Source organism: Dactylosporangium aurantiacum, from assembly GCF_000716715.1.
GTDB lineage: Bacteria > Actinomycetota > Actinomycetes > Mycobacteriales > Micromonosporaceae > Dactylosporangium > Dactylosporangium aurantiacum.
In genome coordinates this window covers 128,095-152,351 of record NZ_JNYJ01000025.1, presented here as the reverse complement: position 1 = coordinate 152,351, position 24,257 = coordinate 128,095, and the positions used below count along the sequence as shown (strand labels likewise).

General features: G+C 73.6%; 24 protein-coding genes. 7 read left to right on the top strand and 17 right to left on the bottom strand.

Annotated elements, in window-relative coordinates:
- Positions 1-1,035 (bottom strand): non-reducing end alpha-L-arabinofuranosidase family hydrolase (locus OP18_RS27750; protein WP_033362020.1); only part of this gene is annotated, 1,035 nt, incomplete at its 3' end.
- A gap of 236 nt (positions 1,036-1,271) precedes the next feature.
- Between OP18_RS27750 and OP18_RS27745 the strand changes: the two genes are divergently transcribed.
- The 4 genes from OP18_RS27745 to OP18_RS27730 all read left to right on the top strand — a co-directional run bounded on the left by OP18_RS27745 (position 1,272) and on the right by OP18_RS27730 (position 4,839).
- Positions 1,272-1,706 carry a MerR family transcriptional regulator gene (locus tag OP18_RS27745; RefSeq protein ID WP_033361962.1) on the top strand — a complete coding sequence of 145 codons (435 nt, stop codon included), beginning with the start codon at positions 1,272-1,274 and terminating at the stop codon, positions 1,704-1,706.
- The gene (locus OP18_RS27740) at positions 1,703-2,035 is read left to right on the top strand and encodes a YnfA family protein (RefSeq protein WP_033361961.1); all 333 of its coding nucleotides are present in this window, start codon (positions 1,703-1,705) and stop codon (positions 2,033-2,035) included. The genes OP18_RS27745 and OP18_RS27740 overlap by 4 nt, the downstream gene beginning before the upstream one ends.
- Positions 2,036-2,187: 152 nt before the next feature.
- Positions 2,188-3,138 (top strand): ParB/RepB/Spo0J family partition protein, encoded by a 951-nt coding sequence (locus tag OP18_RS27735; RefSeq protein ID WP_052387439.1) that lies wholly within the window; start codon positions 2,188-2,190, stop codon positions 3,136-3,138.
- Between the two features lie 93 nt (positions 3,139-3,231).
- Positions 3,232-4,839 carry a glycoside hydrolase family 13 protein gene (locus OP18_RS27730; RefSeq protein ID WP_033361960.1) on the top strand — a complete coding sequence of 536 codons (1,608 nt, stop codon included), beginning with the start codon at positions 3,232-3,234 and terminating at the stop codon, positions 4,837-4,839.
- On the opposite strand, the gene OP18_RS53160 is transcribed toward OP18_RS27730, so the two are convergent.
- Genes OP18_RS53160 through OP18_RS27710 form a run of 4 tightly spaced genes read right to left on the bottom strand, consistent with a single transcriptional unit; the run spans position 4,777 to position 9,217 of the window.
- A complete protein-coding gene (locus OP18_RS53160) occupies positions 4,777-6,315 on the bottom strand; it encodes an amino acid adenylation domain-containing protein (RefSeq protein ID WP_081971176.1) in 1,539 nt (512 codons plus the stop codon). The two genes, OP18_RS27730 and OP18_RS53160, sit on opposite strands and share 63 nt — an antisense overlap.
- Positions 6,312-6,569, bottom strand: coding sequence for an acyl carrier protein (locus OP18_RS27720; RefSeq protein WP_033361959.1), 258 nt, complete (start codon positions 6,567-6,569; stop codon positions 6,312-6,314). The genes OP18_RS53160 and OP18_RS27720 overlap by 4 nt, the downstream gene beginning before the upstream one ends.
- A 41-nt stretch (positions 6,570-6,610) precedes the next feature.
- A complete protein-coding gene (locus OP18_RS27715) occupies positions 6,611-7,798 on the bottom strand; it encodes a cytochrome P450 (protein ID WP_156089825.1) in 1,188 nt (395 codons plus the stop codon).
- Between the two features lie 15 nt (positions 7,799-7,813).
- Positions 7,814-9,217 (bottom strand): condensation domain-containing protein, encoded by a 1,404-nt coding sequence (locus tag OP18_RS27710; RefSeq protein ID WP_156089824.1) that lies wholly within the window; start codon positions 9,215-9,217, stop codon positions 7,814-7,816.
- 206 nt (positions 9,218-9,423) lie between these two features.
- Here OP18_RS27710 and OP18_RS27705 point away from each other — a divergent pair, with 206 nt between their 5' ends.
- The gene (locus OP18_RS27705) at positions 9,424-10,731 is read left to right on the top strand and encodes a glycosyltransferase family protein (protein WP_033361956.1); all 1,308 of its coding nucleotides are present in this window, start codon (positions 9,424-9,426) and stop codon (positions 10,729-10,731) included.
- Positions 10,732-10,743: 12 nt separating this feature from the next.
- Positions 10,744-11,502 carry an NAD-dependent epimerase/dehydratase family protein gene (locus OP18_RS27700; RefSeq protein ID WP_033361955.1) on the top strand — a complete coding sequence of 253 codons (759 nt, stop codon included), beginning with the start codon at positions 10,744-10,746 and terminating at the stop codon, positions 11,500-11,502.
- A 56-nt stretch (positions 11,503-11,558) separates the two neighbouring features.
- Here OP18_RS27700 and OP18_RS27695 read toward each other — a convergent pair whose 3' ends face one another.
- From OP18_RS27695 to OP18_RS59840, 12 genes are all read right to left on the bottom strand, one after another.
- On the bottom strand, positions 11,559-12,347 hold the full coding sequence (locus OP18_RS27695) for an ABC transporter permease (RefSeq protein WP_052387437.1): 789 nt from the start codon (positions 12,345-12,347) through the stop codon (positions 11,559-11,561).
- A 13-nt stretch (positions 12,348-12,360) separates the two neighbouring features.
- Entirely contained in the window at positions 12,361-13,170 is an 810-nt protein-coding gene (locus OP18_RS27690; RefSeq protein ID WP_052387436.1) for an ABC transporter permease, read from the bottom strand.
- A gap of 1 nt (position 13,171) precedes the next feature.
- Positions 13,172-14,101, bottom strand: coding sequence for an ABC transporter ATP-binding protein (locus OP18_RS27685; RefSeq protein WP_033362015.1), 930 nt, complete (start codon positions 14,099-14,101; stop codon positions 13,172-13,174).
- A gap of 172 nt (positions 14,102-14,273) precedes the next feature.
- Positions 14,274-15,353: a nucleotidyltransferase family protein gene (locus OP18_RS27680; protein ID WP_033361954.1), complete on the bottom strand. Its 1,080-nt coding sequence runs from the start codon at positions 15,351-15,353 to the stop codon at positions 14,274-14,276.
- A gap of 193 nt (positions 15,354-15,546) precedes the next feature.
- The gene (locus tag OP18_RS27675; RefSeq protein ID WP_033361953.1) at positions 15,547-16,338 is read right to left on the bottom strand and encodes a hypothetical protein; all 792 of its coding nucleotides are present in this window, start codon (positions 16,336-16,338) and stop codon (positions 15,547-15,549) included.
- The gene (locus tag OP18_RS27670) at positions 16,335-16,841 is read right to left on the bottom strand and encodes a sigma-70 family RNA polymerase sigma factor (protein ID WP_033361952.1); all 507 of its coding nucleotides are present in this window, start codon (positions 16,839-16,841) and stop codon (positions 16,335-16,337) included. The genes OP18_RS27675 and OP18_RS27670 overlap by 4 nt, the downstream gene beginning before the upstream one ends.
- A gap of 118 nt (positions 16,842-16,959) precedes the next feature.
- Entirely contained in the window at positions 16,960-19,068 is a 2,109-nt protein-coding gene (locus OP18_RS27665) for an MMPL family transporter (RefSeq protein WP_063745604.1), read from the bottom strand.
- Between the two features lie 227 nt (positions 19,069-19,295).
- On the bottom strand, positions 19,296-20,831 hold the full coding sequence (locus OP18_RS27660; RefSeq protein ID WP_033361951.1) for an acyl-CoA carboxylase subunit beta: 1,536 nt from the start codon (positions 20,829-20,831) through the stop codon (positions 19,296-19,298).
- A gap of 29 nt (positions 20,832-20,860) precedes the next feature.
- Positions 20,861-21,337 carry a MarR family winged helix-turn-helix transcriptional regulator gene (locus tag OP18_RS27655; protein WP_033361950.1) on the bottom strand — a complete coding sequence of 159 codons (477 nt, stop codon included), beginning with the start codon at positions 21,335-21,337 and terminating at the stop codon, positions 20,861-20,863.
- 41 nt (positions 21,338-21,378) lie between these two features.
- Entirely contained in the window at positions 21,379-21,987 is a 609-nt protein-coding gene (locus tag OP18_RS27650) for a nitroreductase family protein (RefSeq protein WP_033361949.1), read from the bottom strand.
- On the bottom strand, positions 21,984-22,667 hold the full coding sequence (locus tag OP18_RS27645) for a GTP cyclohydrolase II (protein ID WP_052387445.1): 684 nt from the start codon (positions 22,665-22,667) through the stop codon (positions 21,984-21,986). Before OP18_RS27645 ends, OP18_RS27650 begins: the two co-directional genes overlap by 4 nt.
- Before the next feature lie 114 nt (positions 22,668-22,781).
- Positions 22,782-23,123 carry an NUDIX domain-containing protein gene (locus tag OP18_RS59840; protein ID WP_211273692.1) on the bottom strand — a complete coding sequence of 114 codons (342 nt, stop codon included), beginning with the start codon at positions 23,121-23,123 and terminating at the stop codon, positions 22,782-22,784.
- 305 nt (positions 23,124-23,428) lie between these two features.
- On the opposite strand from OP18_RS59840, the gene OP18_RS27635 reads away from it, so the two are divergent.
- Positions 23,429-24,244 (top strand): hypothetical protein, encoded by an 816-nt coding sequence (locus tag OP18_RS27635; RefSeq protein ID WP_033361948.1) that lies wholly within the window; start codon positions 23,429-23,431, stop codon positions 24,242-24,244.
- Positions 24,245-24,257: the final 13 nt, after the last annotated feature.

The following is a 24,257-nucleotide window of genomic DNA, read 5'->3' as shown; positions in this document are numbered from 1 at the left end:
CTGGGTGTAGGAGGAGCCGAAGCTGCCGGGGAAGTTGCCGATCGGCATGCTGGCCCGGTAGATCTTGCCGTTGTCACCGGCGAAGAACAGGTACATGTTCTGGCTGTCGCCGATGATCGTCTGGTCGATCGGACCGGTACCGGAGCCGGAGATGCTGCCGGAGAACAGCGTCTGCGGCGCCGACCAGCCGTTGGCGTTCGTCGGGTCCGACGACGTGCGGTAGGAGAACGCGGGGCCGCCCCACTGGTAGGTGAGCACCCAGATGTTCTTCGGCGCGAAGTAGAACAGCGTCGGTGCGACCGCACCGAAGCTCATCCCGTTCTGGCTGGCCGAGCCCATGTCGGACCAGTTGGTGAACAGGCCGAAGTTCATCGACCCCCACGTCGAGCCGGTGTTGTGCGTGGTGGCGTAGACCAGGTGCTTGCCCTGGTAGACGACGTTGGTGAAGTCCTTCAGCGACACCCAGCCGGACTTCGGGTTCGCCAGCGACCCCGTCGAGGTCCAGCTGTACCGCGTCGGCAGGGAGCACGACTGGCCCGGGCTGGTGCTGGTACTGGTACTGGGGCTCGGGCTGGTCGAGCCGGAGCTGCTCGACGCGCTCGGTGAGCCGCCGACGGGGCCGTTGCACGGCGTGCCGTTCAGCGAGAAGTTGGTGGGGATCGGGTTCGAGCCGTTCCAGGAGCCGTTGAACCCGAAGTTGGCGGTGCCGTTGGTGGGGATGCTGCCGTTGTAGTCGGCGTTGGTGACCGTGACCTGCGCGCCGGACTGGGTGACGGTGCCGCTCCAGAGCTGGGTGACGGTCTGCCCGGCGCCGAAGGACCAGGTGAGGTTCCAGCCGTTGACGGCGTCACCGTAGTTGGTGATGACGACGTTGGCGCTGAAGCCGCCCTGCCAGGAGCTGGGGACGGTGTATTCGACGCGGCAGCCGGCGGCCGCCTGGGCGGTGTTCGCGGTCAGCACCGCGGTGGCTCCGGCGGCGGCCAGGGTGGCGGCGCAGGCGGCCACCAGTAAGGGCCGGGAGTGAGGGAGCTGCATAAAGGTCCTCCGAGACGACGGATGTCGGGCGCGCGTCCGGCCCCGCCGCCGCTGACAAGAGACAGACGCAGGCGAATGTTATCGCTCACATGCGGACGAACAAGGCGGCCGTCGACCGTGCATCGTTCCTCCGCAGCTGGGGCATGAAACTTTCCGCGGATCCGGGGGTGTGATCGGTCACAGACGGGATCGCGGCCCTGGCAACCGGTATGCAGGTACAGGTTTATCGTCATGGGATGACGGGATTGCGAACCGGCGAGGTCGCCGAGCGGGCGGGCGTGAACATCCAGACCCTGCGCTACTACGAGCGCCGCGGGCTGCTGCGCGAGCCGTCCCGCTCGACCGGCGGGCACCGGCTCTACCCGCCGGACACCGTCGCCCTGCTCAACGTCATCAAGGCGGCGCAGCGGCTCGGGTTCACCCTCGACGAGGTGGCCGAGCTGCTCGACGCCGGCCGGCGCCGGCACCCGACCACGGACCTGCGGCAGCGGGCGATCCAGAAGATCGCCGAGATCGACGCCAGGATCGCCGACCTCGTCGCGATCCGCGGCACGCTGTCCGACGTCGTCGACGCCCGCTGCGACAGCCTGACCAACTGCACCTGCAGCGACTGCCCCATCCCGTTCCTCACGATCGGCACCGCCGCCCCCGACGCCGGCGGCGACGCATGACGATCATCCGGTCCGTCGTGCTGTTCGTGCTCGCCGCCGTCGCCGAGATCGGCGGTGCGTGGCTGGTCTGGCAGGGTGTCCGGGAGCACCGGGGGCTGCTGTGGATCGGCGCGGGCGTCGCCGCGCTCGGCGCCTACGGCTTCGTCGCCACCCTGCAGCCCGACGCCGACTTCGGCCGGATCCTCGCCGCCTACGGCGGCGTGTTCGTTGCCGGCTCCCTCGGCTGGGCGATGGCCTTCGACCGGTTCCGCCCGGACCGCTACGACCTCGCCGGCGCCGCCATCTGCCTGCTCGGCGTCGCGGTCATCATGTATGCGCCCCGCTCCTGACGTCATTCGCACGGCACGCCGGCATCGGATATTTGCAAGGCATGGCATGGATATTGCGTACGAATGACGACCGCTGTAATTTATGCCCCGTTGTCGATGCGAGGTGGGCGCCGCTGGAGTGCGCCTGGCGTCAGGCCACACGGGGAGGCACCATGGCGTTGGATTCCGCACGGGCGGATACGGGGCACCACCGCAACGCGTCGTCGCGGCCGGTCGTCCGGCTGCCGCTGGACGAGCTGGCCGGCCCGGTGTGCCCGCGCTCCGCCGGCGTCGACGAGGCCCACGCCCGCCTGCTCGCGGAGTCCGTCGAGGCGCTGCCCCCGATCGTCGTCCAGGCCGGCACCCTGCGGATCATCGACGGCATGCACCGCGTGCGGGCCGCCGTGCTCACCGGCCGGTCCGACATCGCGGCCGTGCTGTCCGACGAGAGCGACGACGACGCCTACCTCAGCGCGGTCGCCGCGAACATCGCCCACGGCCTGCCGCTCACCCTGGCCGACCGGCGCGCCGCGGCCGCCCGGGTCGTCGCCATGCACCCCGAATGGTCCGACCGCCGCGTCGCCAAGGCGGTCGGCCTGTCCGGCAAGACCGTCGGCGTGCTGCGCCGCGCCGCAGACGGGCCGGTCGCCGACGTGCGCGTCGGCACCGACGGGCGGGTCCGCCCGATCGACGCCGAACGCGGCCGCCAGATCGCCCTGGAGCTGCTCAGCAGCCGCCCCGAGGCGTCGCTGCGGGAGGTCGCCAGCGCGGCCGGGGTGTCGCCGTCGACGGTGCGCGGGGTCCGCGACCGCATCCGCCGCGGCGAGACCGCCGACGCCCGGCCGGTGCGGGACAACGTGCGGCCCATCAAGCCCCGCGCCGCCGACGACATCGACTGCGGCCGGCTGCTGCACAACCTGTCGCACGACCCGTCGCTGCGCTACACGGAGGTCGGCCGCACCCTGCTGCGGTGGCTGCACAACCAGCCGGCCACCGTCACCGTGGTCGAGGAGCTGCCCCCGCACTGCCTGCCGATCATCGCCCAGCTGACCCGCAAGTACGCGTCCCGCTGGGCCGACTTCGCCGAGCAGGCCGAACGCCGCGCCCGCGTCGAGCCCGCCTGACGCACCGGCGCCGACCGCACCAGCACGCGCCGAAGCCGCACCACACCGCCCCGGGCGTCCGCGCCCGCACCGCCACGCGTCCGGAGGAGAACCGTGCCCGACACCGCAGCCGCCTGGTGGCGCAGCGCCGTCATCTACCAGGTGTACCCGCGCAGCTTCGCCGACGCCGACGGTGACGGCGTCGGCGACCTCAACGGGTTCCGGTCCCGCCTGCCGTACCTGCGTGACCTCGGCGTCGACGCGGTCTGGTTCAGCCCCTGGTACCGCTCGCCGATGGCCGACGGCGGCTACGACGTCGCCGACCACTGCGACATCGACCCGACCCTGGGCACGCTCGCCGACGCCGAGGCGCTCATCCGCGAGGCGCACGCCGCCGGCATCAAGGTGATCATCGACGTGGTGCCCAACCACGCCTCGACCGAGCACCCGTGGTTCCGCGAGGCCCTCGCCGCCGGGCCGGGCTCGCCGGAGCGGGAGCTGTTCTACTTCCGGCCCGGCCGCGGCGAGCACGGCGAGATCGCCCCGAACACGTGGGTGTCGCCGTTCGCCGGCACCACCTGGACCAGGGTCCCGGACGGCGAGTGGTACCTGCACCTGTTCGACAGCTCCCAGCCGGACTTCAACTGGCGCCACCCGAAGGTCATCGAGTACTTCGACGACGTGCTGCGCTTCTGGTTCGACCGGGGCGTCGACGGCATCCGCATCGACTCCGCGCCGCTGGTCGACAAGGACCCGGCCCTGCCCGAGGTCGCCGACGTGCAGGAGCACCCGTACTCCGACCGCGACGACGCGCACGTCGTGTACCGGCGCTGGCGCCGCGTCGCCGAGGAGTACGGCGGCGACCGCGCCCTCATCGGCGAGGTGTGGCTGTACGACCCGGTCCGCTTCGCCAACTACCTGCGCCCCGACGAGATGCACGGCGCGTTCAACTTCGAGTTCCTGTGCAGCGAGTGGGGCGCCGACCGGCTGCGGAAGGTCATCGACGAGACGCTCGCCGCGCACGCCGAGGTCGGCGCCGCGGCCAGCTGGGTGCTCAACAACCACGACGTGACCCGCATCGTCAGCCGGTTCGGCCGGGCCGAGACCGGGTTCAGCGTCGCCACCCGCCGCCACGACACCCCCGTCGACGTCGAGCTCGGCACCCGCCGCGCCCGGGCCGCGATCATGCTCGCCCTGGCCCTGCCCGGCGCGGTCTACCTGTACCAGGGCGAGGAGCTGGGCCTCGGCGAGGTCGAGGACATCCCGTTCGAGCTGCGCACCGACCCGATGTTCCACCGGTCGAACCGGGTCGACCCCGGCCGCGACGGCTGCCGGGTGCCGCTGCCGTGGTCCGGTGACGCGCCACCGTTCGGGTTCAGCCCCGCCGGCGCCGCCCAGCCGTGGCTGCCGCAGCCGCCGGCGTGGAAGGCGTACACGGTGCAGGCGCAGGCCGGCGACCCCGACTCGATGCTGGAGTTCTACCGGCGCATGCTGCGGCTGCGCGCGGCGACCCCCGGCCTCGGCGACGGGCCCCTCGCCTGGCTGGACGCGCCGCCGCCGGTGCTCGCGTTCACCCGCGGCGACGGCTTCGCCTGCGTGGTCAACCTGGGCACGGAGCCGGTGCCGCTGCCGGTGTACCGGGAGCTGATCCTGGCCAGCTCACCGCTGACCGGCGGGCTCCTGCCGGTCGACGCGACCGTGTGGCTGCGGCTCGGTCAGTAGCGCCCGGATCCGGGCCCGGTCCGGCTTGCCGCTGGGCAGCGTCGGCAGGGCGGCCAGCACGTGGTAGCTGCGCGGGGCCATGGAGCGGGGCAGCACGGCGGCGCAGTGCGCCTCCAGCTGCCGCGGCAGGTCGTCGCCGGCACCGGCGGGGACGGTGACCGCGCACGCCAGCCGCAGCCCGTCCGCACCGTCCGGGACGGCCTCCACGAACGCCTGCCCGACGGCGGGGTGCCGCTCGACGCCGCGTTTCACCTCGTTGAGGTTGATCCGGTTGCCGCGGATCTTCACCTCGTCGTCGCGGCGGCCGTCGAAGCGGATCGCGCCGTCGGGGCCGCGGCTGCCGATGTCGCCGCTGCGGTAGTGCCGCACGCCGTGCACCTCGAGGAACGCCCGCCGCTCCTCCTCCGGCCGCTGGTGGTAGCCGGCCATCAGCTGGTCACCGGCGATGAGCAGCTCCCCGGGGCCGTCGGCGGAGCAGGTGCCGTCGGCGTCCAGGAAGCAGATGTGCGAGCCGGGCAGCTCCGGCCCGATCGGGTACGGCGCCGTGCGGCCCGGTTCCCGTTCGCTGATGCGCTGCGCGGTGACGATGACGGTGGTCTCCGTCGGGCCGTACCCGTTGAACACGGTCAGGTTCGGCGCCGCCGCCAGCCACGCCTGCACCGCGCCGGGGTGCACGATCTCGGCGCCGGTGAGCACCATCCGCAGCGCGGTCAGGTCCCGGGCGGCGAGGTCGCCACGCTGGGCGAGCAGGGCGAGGGTCGAGCCGATCGCCGTCATGTGCGTGATGCGCTCACCCTCGACGAGGTCCAGGACCAGCGACGGCGCCATCACCGCCGGTCCCAGGTTCAGCCGCGCCCCGACGGCCAGGGGCACCAGCAGGTCCACGACGGACCCGTCGAAGTGCAGCGGCAGCGTGTTGAGGCACCGCGCGGCGGCGTCGAACCCCAGCGACGGCACGACCGCGGCGACGAACGCGTCGAGCGCGCGGTGCGGGATCCGGACCCCCTTCGGCCGGCCGGTGCTGCCCGACGTGTAGATCATGTACGCGATGCGGTCCGGATCCTCGTGTACCGCCACCGCGGGGGAGCCCGAGGCGACCAGATCCTCGACGGTGACGACGGTGACGCCCTGCCGGCGCAGCGTGTCGGCCCGCCCGGCGGTGCACAGGATCGCCCGCGCGGCACAGTCCTCGAGCAGCCCGATGCGGTGCGCGGCCGGGGCGGTCGGGTCGATCGGCACGTACGCGGCACCGGCCCGCACGATCCCGACCAGCCCGGCGATGACCGCCGCCGTCTTCTCCGCGTGCACCGCGACCACGTCACCGGGGCGCACACCGGCCGCCGCCAGCCCCGCCGCGACGGCGGCGCTGTCGCGGTGCAGCCGCGCGTAGCTGAGCGTGGCGTCGGGCCCCACCAGCGCCACCTGGTCAGGCCGTTCGCGGGCGTGCGCCGTCAGCGCCCGGAGAAATCCGCTCATGCGGGCAGCCGGTCACGGACCAGGGCGGTGAGGCCGTGCAGGCTCTCCAGGGCGGCGAGGTCGGCGGGGTCCTTGCCGAACTCGACGCCGAGGTCCTTCTCCAGCCGGACGGACAGCTCGACCGTCTCCAGGGAGTCGAGGTTCAGCGCCCGCAGCGCGTTGTCGTCGGCGGCGAGATCGGGGGCGACGTCGCGGCCCTTGATGTCGCTGAGGAACCCGATGAGGGTGCCGGTGATCGGGTCGGGGGTTGCCATGGCGGCGGCTCCTGGAAGGTCGGATCGGAGGAAGGAAAAGCTCAGGCCCGGCGCGGCGTGCAGGCGATCCGCAGGCCGGGCACGACCCGGAACGTGCGCCCGTGCGGCACCGGATGCTCGGGGGCGGTCACGGTCAGGTCGCTCAGCCGCCGGCCCAGCGACGTCAGCAGCGTCTCCAGCTCCGCCTGCGCCAGCCCGCTGCCGAGGCAGTGGTGGCGCCCGTAGCCGAAGGTGAGCGGCAGCGGCCCGGCCCGGCCCGGCCGCCACTCGTCCGGGTCGCTGTACACCGCCGGGTCCCGGTTGGCGCTGGCCAGGCACGCCTGCACCGGCGCGCCGCGGGGGATCGTGGTGCCGGCGATCGTGACGTCCTCGGCCGCGTACCGCAGCGTCACGTGCAGCGGCGGCTCGTGCCGCAGCGTCTCCACGACGGTCGCGGTCACCTGCCGCGGCTGGTGCCCCGGCCCGGGCAGCGTCCCGGGGGTCGTGCCGACCCGGGCCAGGAGGTTGACGACGGACGCGCCGGTGGTCTTCGTCGCCGCCGCCATCAGCAGCATCGAGTTGCTGACGATCTCGCCCGTCTCCAGCGGCGCGTCGGCGTCACGCAGCAGCGCGAGCAGGCCACCTCCACTCCCACCGCCACCGTCGCCGGCGAGGTGCCGCTCCAGGTACGCGCGCAGCTCGTCGCGGCTGGCGAGCACCTCGGCGAGCGGGACCGGCGCGTGGTCGACGTAGTCGATGAGCGGCGCCATCAGCCGGTGCAGCAGCCCGGTGTCGGCGGCCGGCAGCCCCAGCACCGCGCAGATCACCCGCATCGGCAGCTCGTGGGCGAGCGTGGCGGGGATCAGGTCGGGGTCGCCGGCGAGGACCTCGTCCAGCAGCTGCTCCACGATCGGGGTGACGGCCCGCTCCGCGTGGGCGCGCACCGCCGGCGGCCGGAACGCGCCGGCCAGGGCGGAGCGCAGCCGGTCGTGCTCGGTCCCGTCGGTGTCCAGCAGCGACCCCCCGAACGTGGGGCGGCTGCGCCGGAACGGGTGGTAGGTGCCGAACTTCGGCGAGCCGAGCACCGCCCGCACGTTGGTGTAGCCGAACACGAAGTACACGCGCAGCTGCGGCGACCAGTGCACGGGCGAGTGCGTGCGGTACCAGTCGTACACCGGCCACGGCCGGGTCTGGAACGTGTGGTCGTCGAAGTCCAGCGGCGGTGCCGTGCCCTGCCCCATGGTGCTCATCCGCGGTGCCCCGGCTCAGCGTGCCCGGCCGAACGCCGGCGGCGCGTCGCGGAACCCCTCGGCGGCCCAGCGAACCAGGTCGTGCACGTGCCACAGCATCGGCTCGGCGAAGCCGTTCCAGCCGGTGTGCTCGTTCCAGCGCAGCATCAGCAGCGCCGAGCCGCCGGAGTGCTGCACGGCCAGCATGTGCCGGGGCCCGCGCAGCCGGGGCTCGGCGAAGGTCACCACGCCCTGCTGCTCGGGCGCCTGGTACGCGAGGCGTTCCCGGCTGAACGAGCGGGCGTTGGCGACCGTGCCGAGGACCGGGTCAGTGACGTAGCTGAACATCGGGAACGCCGCCGCGGTGCCGTACCGGTCGCCGAGGATGTCCTCGCAGTCCCGCGCCGCGACCGCAGAGTCCACATTGGACGCGCGGTGGTTCTGGAAGATCTGCGCCGCCACGTCGAGCACGTCGGCGCGGGTCGGGCCGGCCGGCCGGCGCGGCACGACGACGGGTGCGGGCATCGCCGAGAACCGCACGGAGGACTTCACCGGCAGCGACAGCCGGTTGACGCTGACGGCGTAGACGCCGACCGCCGGCAGGTCCTCCACCGCGCAGATCGCCGCCGCGTACGCGGTGAGCAGGATCGCCGACGGCGGGATCCGGTCCCGCTCGGTGAGCGTGGCCAGCGCGTCGGACAGCTCGGCGGTGCCGAGGAACGCGACGTGGTGCTTGGCGCCGGTCTCGTTGCGCTGCCCGAAGCGGGCGGCGGCCCCGTCGTCCCACGTCCACCCGCCCAGCGCGGTGCGCAGCCGGTGCGCCTGCCGCCGCCACAGCTGCAGTCCGCGCCGGTTCTCCGCCACGCCGTCCGGGGTGTCCTGCGCCGCGGCCGTGTCGACCGGCTGCTCCACCGGCGGCGCGTCCACGAACGGGTCGGCGAGCCCGCCGGCGCGCCCCGCCACGGCGAGGACCACGTCGCGCTGCAGCACCTGGAACCCCCACGCGTCGGTCGCGCTGTGGTCCACGACCAGACCGATCTCGCTCACCGTGCCGCCGTGGCGGAACAGCACGAACCGCGCCGGCCAGTCCTCGCCGATGACGAACGACGTGCCGGCCGCCGCGGTGAACACCGCACCGCCGGCGTCCTCGTCGCTGACGAGCACGACACCGCGCAGGTCGTCGACGGCGAAGACGCGCTGCACGTGCCCGTACGGCGTGGGCGCCCGGTCGATCAGGGTCCGCAGCCCCTCGTGGCGGGCCAGCACGTCACGCACGGCCGCCTCGGCCACCGCGACCGGCACCGCCCGCACCGGCAGCACGATGCTCAGGTTGTCCTCATAGGACGCCGCCTCGTCCGCCGGCACCCAGCGGGTCCACAGCTGCTGCGCCCAGGTGAGGCCGCCGCGGCGCACTTCTTGCGCAGAGCCGGATGCGTGCAACGGTGATCCTCCCCGTAGGACAGCGTGCGCCGGAACGCTAACCAACCGGTCCGGGTGGGCGCAATCGTGTGCGCGATCGTGTGCGTACCGCCGGTATTGACGCACGGCGCCGTGCTCGGCAGGCTGCGTGCTGGTCACCCCAGGGCGTGAACGCCGTCGATCGGTCGGGTCCGCCGGAGGGGGCCACCACGGGGAGGAATATCCGCATGGGCGAACACCGCCTGGCCGTGCTCATCTTCACCAACGAGGGTTTCCGTCAGGTCGACGGCGGCGTCGCCCGGGTCGTGCACGACATCCTCGACCTGCGCGCGGAGGCGGCACAGCTCGCGCACGCGCACGGCGCCGACGTGCGGTGGCACATCGCCGAACGGGCCTCGAACACCGGCTACGACACCGACCGGTGGGCGTACGCGGAACAGCGGTGGCTGCGCGACGGCGACGTCCAGTACCACCGCATGGCCGACCCGCGGGCGCACCCGTGGGAGATGGACCACTTCGAGCACTGCGTCGCCATGGGCGCCGCCAGCGGGCAGGTGATGCTGCGCGTCGCCGAGGAGGCCGACTCGGTGCTGGTGCTCACCGGCATGAGCATGTTCGCGATGGCGACCCGGTTCGTGGTGCGCGCCGCCGACCAGTTCCACATCCCGGCCACGGTCGTGCACCTCACCCACAACCCGGTGCTCAACGCCGGCGGCGACGCGGAGCTGCCCGAGACCTACGCCGACTCCGTCATGGGCCACCTCGCCCGCCACGACGAGCGCGTCACCGTCGGCTGGGAGTCCAGCTGGATGCGCGAGCAGTACCAGCAGGTGTACGGCATCCCCGACGACAAGTTCCTGTTCGCCTACAACGGCATCCGCCAGGACGCGCCGAAGTTCGACCGGATGGACCCGGCCGAGGTCGAGGCGATCCTGCGCTCGCTCGGCGTGCCGCTGGCCCAGGAGCTGGTCATCAGCTGGGGTCGCGGCGTGCCGGAGAAGGGCTTCGAACTGTTCCTGGAGGCGGCGAAGGAGGCGGGCGACGTCTTCCCGGTCGTGCTCAACCCGCGGCCGAACCCCGCGCTGGAGGAGTACCACCGCTCGCTCGGCTCACCCGGCCTGCTGCTGTCCGGCCAGGACGACCGGGTCCTCGCCGCGTTCTGCCAGTGGCGGCTCACCCTCGCCGCCGCGTTCCTGTCCGAGCGGGAGTCCGCGTCCATCACCGGCAACGAGGCGACCCTCATGAACGGCGGCAACGGGCTCGTCGTCATCGGCGTGCCGGCCGGTGTGTACCCGGAGCTCATCGACGACGGCGTCGACGGGGTCATGGCCAAGGAACGGACCGTTGCCGCGGTCGCCGACGCGCTGCGCTCCGTCGTGGCGATGCCGCTGGCCGAACGGGCCCGCATGAGCGCCGCCGCGCTGGAACGCACCCGCCGCACCCGCGACTACCGGACCAACTGGCTGCGGTCGTTCACCGGCATGCTCGACCGGCACTTCACCGTGATCGGCCGATCCGCCGGGCCGCTGACGTAGGGGAGCGGCGCAATCGACATCATCGGCCACGGATTCATCGCCCGCAGCCTGCAGCCGATCGCGCACCGCCACCCGGACACCGTCGTCTTCGCCGCCGGCGTTTCCAGCGTCGGCGCCGTCAGCGAGCAGCAGTTCGCCCGCGAGGCCGACCTGCTGTACCCGGTGCTGCGTGGCTGCGCCGCGCACGGCCGCCGCGTCGTGTACTTCTCCACGTCGTCGGCGAGCATGTACGGCGGGCAGGGCAGCACCGGCCGCGAATCCGACCCCGTCTACCCGCCCGACCCGTACGGGCGGCACAAACTCGCCCTGGAGAGCGTCGTGGCGGCCAGCGGCGCCGAGCACCTGCTGCTGCGCCTGTCGCACACGATCGGCGCCGGCCAGCCGCCGCACCAGCTGCTGCCGGCGCTCGTGCGGCAGATCACGGCCGGCCGGCTGCGGGTGTTCCGCGGCGCGCACCGCGACCTCATCGACGTCGCCGACGTGGTGCGCATCGTCGACGACCTGCTCACCGCCGGGGTCGTCAACGAGGTCGTCAACGTCGCCACCGGCGTCGGCGTGCCCGTGGAGGAGGTGCTCGACCACGTCGAGCGGCGGTTGCGGCCGGGCCGGCCGGTGACCCGCGAGTACGTGGACCGCCCCGGCACGCACGACGTGTCGATCGAGAAGCTGCGCCGGCTCATCCCGGGCGTCGACCGGCTGCGGTTCGGCCCCGACTACTTCCGCGCCGTCATCGACCGCTACCTCGACGCGACGCTCGGCGTGCCGTCCTGACCGTCGTCAACCGTGTGCCGTCGCAACCCTTGAGGGCGGTGCGCCGCCCTCAAGGGTCACGGGCGCAGCTGGCCACGGAGCCGGCCGACCGCCAAGTACAGGGCGGCGGCGCCGAGCAGGCCCAGGTACACCACGGCGATCAGCACCCCCTGGCCGAACGTGCCGAGCGCGACCCCGCGGACCAGCTCGATCGCCTGGTACAGCGGCAGGCACGCGATCAGCGGCCGCAGCGCCGCCGGGTACACCGACAGCGGGTAGAACGTGGTGGCGAACATGAACATCGGCAGCATCACCAGCTGGATGTACTGGAAGTCCTGCCAGTTGCGCAGGAACGTCGTCACGAGCATGCCGGCGCCGCCGAACGCGAACCCGATGAGGGCCGCGGCCGGCACCGCCAGCAGCGCCCACGCCGAGTGCAGCAGCCCCAGCACCGCGCTGGCGGCGAGGAACCCGGTCGCCGCGACCACCGCGCGCAGCACCGCCCAGCCGACCTCGCCGACCGCGACGTCGGCGACGCTGAGCGGGGTCACCAGGACCGACTCGTAGAAGCGTTCGTGCTTGATGCGCAGGAACACCCGGAACGTGGTCTCGCCGACCGCACCGTTCATCGCCGCCGCCGCGAGCAGCCCCGGCGCCACGTACGCCGGGTACGGCACGTCGGAGCCGGCGACCGAGCCGATGACGGCGCCCAGCCCGAACCCGATCGCGAGCAGGTACAGCAACGGCTCGAACAGCTCGAACGCCAGGTTGACCCAGGTGCGGGTGTTCACCAGGAGGTGGCGTTCGAGCAGCAGCGGCGCCCGGGCGCCCGGCCGCCGGCGCCGTGCCGGTGTCGCCGTCGTCATCGCGCAGTCCTTCCTAGGGGTGCAGGACCCGGCGGTACGTGATCCGCCCGGCGATCAGCCCGGCGGCGCACAACACCAGCAGGTAGGCCACGTGACCGGCGGCGCCGAGGAGCGTCGCGGTGCCCTCGTTCAGCGAGCGGCACAGCGTCACGGCGTGCCACAGCGGCAGGAGCTGCGCGACCGGGCGCACCGCCGCGGGCAGCGTGTCCACCGGGAAGAACGTGCCGGAGAACATGTACAGCGGCAGCATCACGAATCGGTACACCTGCGAGATGTTCTCCGGGTTCGGCACGATGATCGAGAACGCGGCCATCGGCGCCGCGAACGCCAGCCCGGTCAGCACTCCGACGGGCACCATCGCCGGCGCCCACGGTGAGCCGGTCACGCCGAGCGCGGCCATCACCGCGACGAAGAAGGTGGCGTTGCACGCGCTGAGCACCCCGACGTACAGCAGGTGGCCGAGGAAGATCTCCGACGGCCGCAGCGGGGTGTTCATCGCGGCCCGGTAGGCGCCGCCGGGCATCGCGGCGAGCCGGACCGCGCCGCCGGAGTCGACGAACGCCGCCTGCATCGCCGCCGCGGCCAGCAGCCCCGGCGCGAAGAAGTGCAGGTACGGCTGGCCGCCGGGCAGCCCGCCGGTGGTGTCGACGATGTGCCCGAGGCCGGCGCCGATCGCGAACAGGAACACCAGCGGGTTGAACACCGCCATCACCAGCGCGCCGCGCCACGTGCGCCGGTGGCGGTGCAGCCAGTAGCGCAGCCCGCGCAGCGACCGGGCGGTCCAGGTCGGGGTGGTCCTTGGGGTGGTGACGTCCGCGGTCATGTCAGTCGACCAGGGTCCGGCCGGTCAGCTTCAGGAACACGTCCTCCAGGGTCGAGCGCCGCACCAGCGTGCCGGCCGGCTCGAGCCCCTGGCCGTGCACCTCGCCGAGCGCCGCCTCGCCGTCGTCGGCGTACACGAGCAGCCGGTCCGGCAGGACCTCCACCCGCGCCGCCGCGCCGCGCAGCTTCTCGCCGGCCGCGGCCAGCTCGGCGCGGGGGAACCGCAGCTCCAGCACCTCGCGGGTGACGTGCGCCTCGATCAGCTCCCGGGGCGAGCCGGCCGCGACGATCCGGCCGCCGTCCATCACGACCAGCCGGTCGCACAGCTGCTCCGCCTCGTCCATGTAGTGCGTGGTGAGCAGCAGTGTGACGCCGCGCTCCTTGAGCTGGAACACCCGGTCCCACAGCAGGTGCCGCGCCTGCGGGTCCAACCCGGTGGTCGGCTCGTCCAGCATCACCAGGTCCGGCTCGTTGACCAGCGCCCGGGCGATCGTGAGCCGGCGGCGCATGCCACCGGACAGCTCCCCGACCTTCGCGCCGGCCTTCTCCGTCAGCTGCACGAACTCCAGCAGCTCCGCCGCGCGCCGCGCGAGGACCGGCTTGGCGATGCCGAAGTAGCGGCCGAAGACGGTGATGTTCTCCCGGACGCTGAGCTCCTGGTCCAGGCAGTCGTCCTGCGGCACCACCCCGAGCCGGGAGCGGATCCAGGCGTCGTCGACGGCCGGGTCGGCGCCCAGGACGCGCAGCACCCCCGAGCTGACCGGCGACGTGCAACCGATCATCCGCATCGTGCTGGACTTCCCGGCGCCGTTCGGGCCGAGGATGCCGAACACCTCGCCGCGGCGCACCTCGAGGTCGATGCCGTCGACGGCGTGCACCTCGGGCGCGCCCTTGCCGCGGTGGGTCTTGCGGAGGTTCTGCGCCCACACCATGGGCTCGTCGTCGGCGACCGCGTTCACTGCCACTCCGGGGTTCTCCTCGGCGCGGCCACGTCCCGGCCGTACGCTCGCCGCTTGCCTTGTGGTGCGCCGGTTTCCGGTGCGGCTGCCGTCACGGCCCGCCCGGTGTACCAGCGCAGCGAGACCCTACAGAGGCCGTGCCCGTTCAGTCGAGGCAGCCGGCGAAGCGCACCGCGCCGTCGTCGAGCACGGCGTCCTGCCACACCCGCAGCCCGTGCCGCAGCTCGTTGCCGGCGCCGACGCTCGCGTTGTCGCCGACCACCACCCCGTCCAGGACGCAGCCGGCGCCGATGCTCGCGCCGGCGCCCACCACGCTGTCGCGCACCTGCGCCCCGGCGCCGATGCGGGCACCGGCCCGCACCAGGCTGCCGTGCACGGCCGCGCCCGGCTCGACGCGGGCGCCCTCACCGATGACCGTGCCGCCGTCCAGCCGCGCGCCGTCGGCGACCGCGCCGGGCATCAGCCGGAACGGCCCTGGCGTGCCGCCGGCCGGGGAGCGCATCACCCCGAGCACCACGTCCGCGGACGCGCGCACCAGCGACTCCGGACGCCCCAGGTCCGACCAGTACCGCGTGCAGACGTACCCGTGCAGGTGCGCGCCGCCGGCCAGCAGCTCCGGGAACACCTCCCGCTCGGTGGAGACCGCCCGGCCGGCCGGGATCGCGTCGATGACCTCGCGCCGGAACACGTACATGGCGCCGTTGACGTACTTGCCGGTGTAGTCCTCGTCGGCCGGCTTCTCCACGAACGCCCGGACCCGGCCGGTGTCGTCGACGGTCACGCTGCCGAACTGCTTCGGATCCGGCACCTCGATCAGCTGCAGCGACACGTCCGCGCCGGCCGCGGCGTGCGCGGCGGCGAACCCGCGCAGGTCCAACGCGGTCAGGATGTCGCCGTTGACGACCAGCACCGACCCACCGTCACCGGGCAGTGCCCCGGCGGCGTGCCGCACCGCGCCGGCGGTGCCGAGCGGCTCCGGCTCGAACCGGTGCTCGACCCGCATCCCGTGCCGCTGACCCAGATACGCGCCGAAGACCTCGGCCTGGTACGCGGTGGCCAGCACCACGCGCTCGACCCCGGCGGCGCGCACCTGCGCGAGCTGGTGCGCCAGGATCGGCACCCCACCGACCGGCAGCAACGGCTTCGGCGTGCGCAGCGTCAACGGTCGCAGCCTGGTGCCGGCCCCGCCGACGAGAATGATCGCCTCGGTGACGCGGTCTGTCACGGCTGCCTCCCCCGATGTGCGCCACCGACATCATCGAAAGGCCCACCACGCGCCGTAAAGCGGTTGCGGCCAACTGAGGAAATTCCGCAGCCGCCCACCACAACCGTTGCCGCCCGCGGCATTGCGGGGGAGAGTATCGGCGGGGCGGTGTGCCCCGGCCGCCGACTGGTGCACGGCCGGGGCGCGCACGGCGCTACTTGTCGCGCGGTGGCTTCGCGGTCGGGTCGAGGCTCTCACCGGGGCGGGGCGCGCCGGTCGGCTTGACGCTCGGGTCGGTGCCGTCGCCGGGCGTGCCCAGGCCGGGCAGCTTCCCGGCCGGGGTCCGCTTGTCACCGGGGCTGCCGTGCCCCGGCGGCAGGGCGGTGGTGCACACCAGGGGCACGCCGGTGGGCACGATGCGCTCGACCGAGCCGGGGGTGCCGCCGGTGATCGCCAGCTGGGCCTGGTTCAGGTAGCCGATGAAGAGCTGCTTGCCGGCGGGGACGGCGGCCGGGTCGAAGATGAACGTGGCCTCGCCTTCGGTGTCGGCGGTGCGGCGCACCACGTCCTCGACGCCGGGGCCGGTGCCGTGCACGAGGGACGGGTCGTCGCCCGGGCCGAGGCAGAACTCGCCGACCTTGATGAGCACCGGGAAGCCCGCCTGCCGCAGCGCCGCCTCCAGGCCCGCCGGGTCCTCGATGTACTGCCGCTTCGTCCAGGTCACCTGCACGGTGCCGTCGGCCTGCTTGTCGACGGCGTAGGCGACGGTCCGCACGTGCACGTCGGCGCCGGTGCTGGACGGCGGGGCGGCCGACGGGTTCGCCAGCGCCGCGACGCCCAGGGCGAGACCGGTGACGGCCACGCTGCCCACCGCCACGGTGACCAGGCGGCGGTGCTGCCGGCGGGAGCGGCCGACCGTCACGATCTGCTCCAGCGGGGTGGACATGGTGACGTCGTCCAGCGCGTCGCGCAGGGTGTCCAGGACGTCGGTGTCGTGTTCGTTCATGACGGATCCTCCAGGGTCTGGGTGACGAGATGCCGGCGCAGCGTCGCGACCGCCCGGGACAGGTGGGCGGTGACGGTGCCCGGGGCCATGCCGAGTGCCTTGGCGGTGGCCGCGGTGTCCAGGTCGAGGAAGACCCGGAACGCGATCACCTCCCGCTGCCGTTGCGGCAGCCGGCGCAGCACCCGCAGCAGCGCCGGGTCGAAGCCGGCCGCGATGCCGGCCGCGTCGCCGGCGGCGGTGTCCGCGGTGTCGTGCTCGCCGTCGAGGGCGACCTCACGCCGCCGCCGGCGCCACCACGAGACCCGCAGGTTCAGCGCGGTCCGCACGATCCAGGCCCGCGGCGCCGGATGCCGGCGGACCTTGGACCAGGACATCCATGCCCGCGTGAACGCCTCGGCGACCAGGTCCTCGGCCAGCTGCCGGTCGCCGACGCCGGCGAGCACCGCCCTGAGGCACCGGTCGCGGTCGGACCGGTAGAACTCGGTGAACTCCAATTGCCGCACGCCCTGGATACGTCGCAGCCACCCGATCCGCTTACGTCATTCTCGCCGGTCCGGCGAAACGGGACGGTCCCGCCCGGCGCGTGGCGCGGGCGGGACCGTGATCGAACCGGGGCGGTGCTCAGCCGACGAGCGCCGGTGCGGCCGGCTCCGGCGCCGCCGCCGGCCGGCGCGCCAGGCGCCCCGGCCACCAGGTGAACCGGCCGAGGTGGACGCTCAACGCCGGGATCAGCAGGCTGCGCACCAGGAACGTGTCGATCAGCACCCCGGCGGCCACGATGACGCCGGTCTGCACCGAAGGGGTCAGCGGCAGGACCGTCAGCGCCGTGAACGTCGCCGCGAGGACCGCGCCGGCGCTGGTGATCACGCCGCCGGTGACGGTGAGGGCGTGCAGGACACCTGCGCGGGTACCGCGCTCGGCGGACTCCTCACGGGCCCGGGTCATCAGGAAGATGGTGTAGTCCACGCCGAGCGCGGTGATGAACAGGAAGGTCTGCAGCGGCAGCGGGCTCCACAGGTCCGGGTGGCCGATCGCGTCGAGGATCAGCCCCGCCGCGCCCAGCGCCGCCGCGTAGGACACCACCACGCTGACCAGCAGCAGCAGCGGCGCGACCAACGAGCGCAGCAGCAGCACCAGCACGACCAGCACCGCGGCCAGGATCAGCGGCATCACCACCACGTTGTCGCGGTCGGTGGTCACGCGGTTGTCCAGCTCGTACGCGGTGTCGCCGCCGACGAGCGCCGCCGCGCCGGGGACGGCGTGCACGGCGCCGCGCAGCCGCTCGACGATGTCCAGGGCCCGCTGCCCGGCGGGGTCGACGGCGAGGACCGCCTCCATGCGCACCCACCGCCGGTCCGCGGACGGCTGCGCGGCGCCGACCTCGGCGACGCCCGGGACCGACCGGGCGGCCGCGGCGACCTGATCGGCGCTGCCGGCCGCGGCGACGACGACGGCGGGTGCGACCACACCGCCGGGGTAGTGCTGCTCGATCAGGCGCTGGCCGGTGACCGAGCCGTACTCCTTGGTGTAGGTCTCGTTGCCGGGCAGGCCGACGCCGAGGCTGCCGATGCCGGCGGTGAGACCGGCCAGCACCAGCGCCGTGCCGATCCAGATCGCCCGCGGCCACCGGCCGACGAAGGCCGCGACGCGGGCCCACACGCCGTGGTCCCGGGCGACGTCGTGGCCGGTGAGCTGCGCGGAGAACCGCGGCACGAACGGCCAGAACACCCACCGCCCGCACAGCACGAGCACCGCCGGCAGCAGCGTCATCGTCGACACCAGGGTCGCCACCACCGCGATCGCGCCGACCGGGCCGAGCCCGTGGGTGGCGGGCAGCCGCGCGGCGAGCAGGCACAGCAGGCCGATCGTCACGGTGGCCGCCGACGCGCTGATCGCGGGCAGCGACCGGCGCAGCGCGACCGCCATCGCCGCGTGGCGGTCCTCGTGGCGGCGCAGCTCCTCGCGGTACCGGGCGATCAGCAGCAGCGCGTAGTCGACGCCGACGCCGACCACCAGGATCGTCATGATGTTCTGGCTCTGCAGGTCGACCGTGAGCGAGGTGTGCCGCACGATCAGGTACACCGTGGCGCTGGCGACCTGACTGGCCACCCCGGCGGTGAGCAGCGGGATGAGCCACAGCACCGGGCTGCGGTAGGTGAGCAGCAGCAGCAACGCGACCGCGGCGACGGTGACCAGCAGCAGCGTCACATCCATGCCGGCGAACGCGTCGGCGAGGTCGGCGTCGCCGCCGGCCGTGCCGGTGAGCGCGGTCCGCAGCCCGTCGGGCGCCCGCGCGGCGAGCAGCTCCTTGACCTTGACGCCGGCCGCGGACTGCTCCTCGGCGGTCCCGGCGAGCGGGAACACCACCAGCACGGCCTTGCCGTCGGCGCTGCGCTCGGGCTCGGCGACCGCGCCGTCCGCGGCGTACCGGGCGAACGCGCTCCGGTCGGCGGCGACCTTCGCCTCGTCGGCGGCGGTGAGGCCGGTATCACGCGCGTAGACGGCGACCGCGACGAGCGCGTCGGAGGTCGGGAACGCGGCCTTCACCCGCTCGGCGGCCCGGTGCGCCTCGGCGGTGTCCGGCAGGGCGCTCAGTGCGGCGTTGTCCTGCACGTCGGTGAGCTTGAGCGCGAGCGGCGTCAGCGCCGACACGAGGATGACCCACAGGGCGAGCATCGCGAACTTGGTGCGGCGACCCGATGGCAGCCGGGCCAGTCGGTGCATGGACATCGCGGTTCCTCCCTGGAACGTGACGGTGCGAGGTCTCGATTACACGTTCGGCGGGGGTGGCCGGTCAGGAGTGACAGGACCCTCGGGTGGGGGGAGCTAGCACCACCAGAGGCGGCTCGGTGCGGCACCTTCGGGGGGCAACGCGGCGTGGCATCCCCATGCCCGGGAGCAGATGATCGTGTCGTCGGGCCGGGTCACGGCCGGTCCGGCGGCGCGTCCCCGGCCGCTCACCACGTGTCGACCGGCCGCCAGCCGCCGGCCGGCCGCTCCGCACGGTCCGCCGCGGCCAGGGTCCGGCCGATCACGGACCGCGTGTCGGCCGGGTCGATCACGTCGTCGATCTCGAACAGGCGGGCGGCGTTGAGGGCCTTCGCGTGCTCGCGGTACTCCTCGGTCATCCGGCGCACCGCGCGCTCCCGCTCGGCCGGGTCCTCGATCGCGTCGAGCTCCTTGCGCCGGCCGAGCCGCACGGCCCCCTCCAGGCCCATCGGACCGAGATGCGCGCCCGGCCAGGCGACGGTCAGCACCGGCTCCTTCGTGCTGCCGCCGAGCATCGCCTGGGCGCCGAGGCCGTACCCGCGGCGCAGGACCACCCCGACCAGCGGCACCCGCAGCCGGGCACCGGCGACGAGCAGGCGCGAGGAGTGCCGCACCAGCGCCGTCTGCTCCGCGGCGGGGCCGACCATCATGCCCGGCGTGTCGACGAGGGAGACGACCGGGAAGCCGTACGCGTCGCACAGCTGCAGGAACCGGGCCGCCTTGTCGGCGCCGTCGCTGGTGATCGCGCCGGCCACGTGCATGGTCTGGTTGGCGATCACGCCGACGGTGCGGCCCTCGATCCGCGCGAGCGCGGTGACCAGCTCCGGGGCGAACCGCTCCCGCAGGAACGTCACCGAGCCGGCGTCGGCCAGGGTGACCACGATCGGCCGCACGTCGTACGCGCGGCGCTCGCCCTCCGGCACCATGCCGCGCAGCACCTGCTGGTCCGCCGCCGTGCCGGGCGGCGCCGTGCCCTGGAAGTAGCCGAGCAGCGTCCTGGCGACGGCGACCGCCTCGGCCTCGTCGCGCACCGCGACGTCCACGACGCCGTTGCGGGTCTGCACGTCGATCGGGCCGATCTCCTCCGGCGTGAACCGGCCCATGCCGCCGCCGGCGATCATCGCGGGTCCGGCCATGCCGAGGTTCGCGTTCGCGGTGGCGACGATGAGATCCGACGACCCAGCGATCACGGCGTTGCCGGCGAAGCAGCGCCCGGCGACGACCGCGATCCGCGGGACCACCCCGGACAGCCGGGCCCACAACGCGAACGTCCGCACGTCGAGCGCGGACACCACCGGGTGGTCGGTGTCGCCCGGCCGCCCGCCGCCGCCCTCGGCGAAGTACACCACCGGCAGCCGGAGCCGCTCGACGAGCCGCAGCAGTCGGTCGGTCTTCTGATGCCCGCGCAGGCCCTGGGTCCCGGCGAGCACCGTCGCGTCGTACGCGAGGACCGCGCACGCCGCGCCGCCGACCGTGGCCGTCCCGGCGACCAGGCCGTCGGCCGGGGTGCGGTCGATGAGCTCGTCGAGCGGTCGGCGCCGCTCCTGCGCGGCGACGGCGAACGCGCCGTACTCGACGAACGAACCGTCGTCGACGAGATCGGCGACGTTCTCGCGGGCCGTGCGCCCACCCCGGGCGTGGCGGGCGGCGACCGCGTCGGGGCGCGCGGCGTCCAGCGTGCGGGCCCGCCGCGCGGCGAGCTCGTCGGATGCGGAGGACTCCATCTGCCGAAGGGTATGGCAGCGGCGGCGGTTCAGCGGTCGTTGAGGGCGGGCACGATCTTGGCGGTGATGTCGCGCAGCCGGGTGACGTCGTCCTGGGTCAGGTGCTCGAAGATGCGCCGGCGGACCTCCGCGACGTGGCCGGGCGCGGCGGCGCGCAGCACGTCCATGCCGGCGTCGGTGAGCGCCGCGATCTGCCCCCGCTTGTCGGTGGCGCAGGCGCGGCGCCGCACCCAGCCGCGCTCCTCGAGGCTGGTGACGGCGTGCGAGAGCCGGGTCGTGGTGGTGCCGACGAGCCGCGCGAGGCTCGTCATCCGCATGGCGTGGTCCGGCTCGTCGCTGAGCGTGGCCAGGATCTGGTAGTACGCGTGCGGGATGCCGGCCTCCTCGCGCAGCTGCCGGTCCAGGGCGGTCGGCAGCAGCATGAGCACCTGCACGAGGTTCATCCACGTGTCGAGCTCGGTGCTGGTCAGCCAGCGTGGCTCGGCGGCGGGTCGGTCGTCGGTCACCAGTCCATCCTCCTCCCGACATGACGACGGTGCTGAGGCGGTCAGGCCGCGGGGCGGACCGGCAGCAGCAGGTGTTCGACCGGCAGCCGGTCGCGGGCGGCGAGCTCCCGACCGGCGAGCGGCGGGTCCAGCCGGAACGCCCCGTCGCGGCGGCCCACCGCCACGACCACCAGCGGCGTCACCCGCGCGGCACCGAGCAGCGCGGCGACCCGGTCCCGGTCGAAGCCGCCCATCTGGTGCACGACCAGGCCCTCGTGCTCGGCCTGCACCGACAGGTGCGCCACCGCCTGCCCGGCGTCGTAGACCGCCCACGGCCGGGCCGTGCCGTCCCCGGTGACCGTCTCGGCGGCCACCACGATCAGTGCGGACGCCGCGTGCGCCCACGCCCGGTTGCCGGCCGTGAGGGTGTCGAGGACCGCGGCGTGCTCGGCGCTGCCGCGGTGCGTGACGGCGAAGCGCCACGGCTGGGTGTTCGACGCGCTGGGCGCCCACCGGGCCGCCTCCAGCAGCGCGGTCACCTGCTGCGGGGTCAGCTCGTGCGCCTGGTCGAAGGCGCGTGGGCTCCACCGCCGGGCCAGCAGCGGATGCAGCGGTACCGACGTGGCCGCGGCCTTATCGACATGCTCCTGCAGGATCGTGATGGTGGTCATGCGGCGACTCCCGGCAGGGCGATGGTGTGGTGGGTGTGGATGACCTTCGCCGACAGGTAGCGGGCGTTGGCCTCGGACAGGTGCACCCCGGTCCGGATCCGGTCGGTGACCTGGACGCCGAGCGCGTCGAGCTGCACCGCCTTGTCCGGGTTGTTGCTCAGCAGGCGGATCCGGTCGACATCCAGTGCCCGCAGCATCTGCGCCGCCGCGGTGTAGTCCCGCTCGTCCTCGCCGCGCCCGAGCGCGACGTTCGCCTCGTACGTGTCCAGGCCGGTGTCCTGCAGCGCGTAGGCGTCGAGCTTGGCGTACAGGCCGATGCCGCGGCCCTCCTGGCGCAGGTACAGCAGGAACCCGCCGACCTCGGCGATCCGCTCGACGGCCTCGCGCAGCTGCGGACCGCAGTCGCAGCGCTGCGAGCCGAACACGTCGCCGGTGAGGCACTCGCTGTGCGGGCGCACCAGCGGGCCGGGCCCGTCGGTGGTGCGCGCGGCGGTGACCGCCGCCCGCCAGTCGCCGAGGCCGAGCGCGAGGTGCTCCAGACCGTCGACGAGGCCGGTGAAGGTGAACACGTCCGCGGTCGTGGCGTAGCCGTCCGGGAACCGCAGCGGCACCGTCACCCGCGTGCGGATCTGCGCCGGCGGCGCGTTGAGTCCGGTCGCCGCACCGATCGAGACCGTCATGCCGACCCCCAAGATTGTTGAACTTTCACGAACTAGCATCGGTCGCCGAGTTTGAAACTTCAACAATCTGGGGTGTGTCCCGCGCCACGGCGGTCCCGGCGCAGGTGCCCGGCGTCACCCGGTGAGCACGGCCGTGAGCATCGACAGGAGCGACTCGTGGGCGAGGCGCAGGTCGCCCAGATCGGCCTTCCCGAACCACGCCACGGCGTCGTGCTCCTCCGGCGCGGCGTTGACGGGTGTGCCGGTCCACCGCTCGACCAGCCAGATCTGCATGTCGAACGCCGCGGTCCGCAGCTCGTGCAGCGGCGGCCCGGGCGGCGCCGGTACGGTGATCGCCAGCTCCTCGCGAAGCTCGCGGACGAGGCTCTCCTGTGGAGCCTCCCCCTCCTCGACATGGCCACCCGGCACGTCCCAGACGTCCGGGTACCAGCGGCGGTCGACGAGGCCGGCCCGCAATGCGTCTTCGCGGAACTTCGCAATCGACGAACGGCAATTCCTATAAGCAAGCTGACCGGCGGGTATGGCGCGCGGTCGAGGCGGTCCCGGTGCAGTACAGCAGCACAAAGACCCAGGTGAACAGGGACAGGAGTCCCGAATTGTGTCCCGGCAGGTGTCCCGGGAACCGGGAAGAGAATGCGGGCTCGCGGATGCACTCCCGATTTCGTGCCACGGTCCGCGGCGCATTGTGGCGGCGGCCGCGCGCCATTCCTACATTCCTTCCGTCGCCGCTACGGGCGACGTGAGGCAAAGGAGAAAACGACGTGAGACGACACCTTCTCCGGCTCGGCGCGGTCGCGCTGGCCGGCCTGCTCAGCGCCGTGGTCATCCCCTCGGGCCCGGCCCACGCCGAGGCGATGTGCGACCGGCCCGTGCCGCCCCCGGCGTGCGGCGACGGCGGCGAGGACGACCCGCCGCCGGCCCCGCAGGACACCCCGGTCCACGGCACCCTCGACACCGTCACCTACATCGGCGGCGCCGTGCGGGTCACCGGCTGGGGCATCGACCAGGACAGCGGCGCCGCGCCGCTGATCGTCGACATCTACATCGACGGCGCCTGGAAGCAGACCATCACCGCCAACACCTACCGCCAGGACGTCGCCGACGCGTACCCGGCCTACGGGGCGTACCGCGGCTTCGATGCCACCGTCCCGGCCGGGCTCGGCACCCACGAGGTGTGCGCCTGGGCGATCAGCGTGGTGCCGGCCGGCGCGCCGAACCCGGGCAACCCGCGGCTGGGCTGCCGGACGTACACCGGCACCCTCGCGGCGCCGAGCAACGTGCGCAACATCTCCTGGGCGGACGACGGCACCACGGTGATCGGGTTCAAGGACAACTCCGTCGAGGAGACGTCCTTCCGGATCACCATCACCCGGCAGTACTGGGAGCCGTACACCGACCCGCGCTGGGGGCAACTGTACCGCGCCTACTACGTCAACCGGGAGATCACGGTGCCGGCGCAGGCGGGTACCGCCGAGGTGACCGCCACGACGGTGACCTCCGGCTCGGACTGCCGCAAGACGGTGGTCGCGGTCTCCGGCTCCTTCCAGAGCGCCCCGGTCTCCACCGGCTGGTGCTGATCCACGGCTGACG

Coding starts and splice junctions, on each gene's coding strand:
- OP18_RS27745 (WP_033361962.1), top strand. CDS start 1,272: ATGACGGGATTGCGAACCGGCGAGGTCGCCGAGCGGGCGGGCGTGAAC.
- OP18_RS27740 (WP_033361961.1), top strand. CDS start 1,703: ATGACGATCATCCGGTCCGTCGTGCTGTTCGTGCTCGCCGCCGTCGCC.
- OP18_RS27735 (WP_052387439.1), top strand. CDS start 2,188: ATGGCGTTGGATTCCGCACGGGCGGATACGGGGCACCACCGCAACGCG.
- OP18_RS53160 (WP_081971176.1), bottom strand. CDS start 6,315: ATGAGCGGATTTCTCCGGGCGCTGACGGCGCACGCCCGCGAACGGCCT.
- OP18_RS27720 (WP_033361959.1), bottom strand. CDS start 6,569: ATGGCAACCCCCGACCCGATCACCGGCACCCTCATCGGGTTCCTCAGC.
- OP18_RS27715 (WP_156089825.1), bottom strand. CDS start 7,798: ATGAGCACCATGGGGCAGGGCACGGCACCGCCGCTGGACTTCGACGAC.
- OP18_RS27705 (WP_033361956.1), top strand. CDS start 9,424: ATGGGCGAACACCGCCTGGCCGTGCTCATCTTCACCAACGAGGGTTTC.
- OP18_RS27695 (WP_052387437.1), bottom strand. CDS start 12,347: ATGACGACGGCGACACCGGCACGGCGCCGGCGGCCGGGCGCCCGGGCG.
- OP18_RS27690 (WP_052387436.1), bottom strand. CDS start 13,170: ATGACCGCGGACGTCACCACCCCAAGGACCACCCCGACCTGGACCGCC.
- OP18_RS27685 (WP_033362015.1), bottom strand. CDS start 14,101: ATGGTGTGGGCGCAGAACCTCCGCAAGACCCACCGCGGCAAGGGCGCG.
- OP18_RS27675 (WP_033361953.1), bottom strand. CDS start 16,338: ATGAACGAACACGACACCGACGTCCTGGACACCCTGCGCGACGCGCTG.
- OP18_RS27665 (WP_063745604.1), bottom strand. CDS start 19,068: ATGTCCATGCACCGACTGGCCCGGCTGCCATCGGGTCGCCGCACCAAG.
- OP18_RS27660 (WP_033361951.1), bottom strand. CDS start 20,831: ATGGAGTCCTCCGCATCCGACGAGCTCGCCGCGCGGCGGGCCCGCACG.
- OP18_RS27650 (WP_033361949.1), bottom strand. CDS start 21,987: ATGACCACCATCACGATCCTGCAGGAGCATGTCGATAAGGCCGCGGCC.
- OP18_RS27645 (WP_052387445.1), bottom strand. CDS start 22,667: ATGACGGTCTCGATCGGTGCGGCGACCGGACTCAACGCGCCGCCGGCG.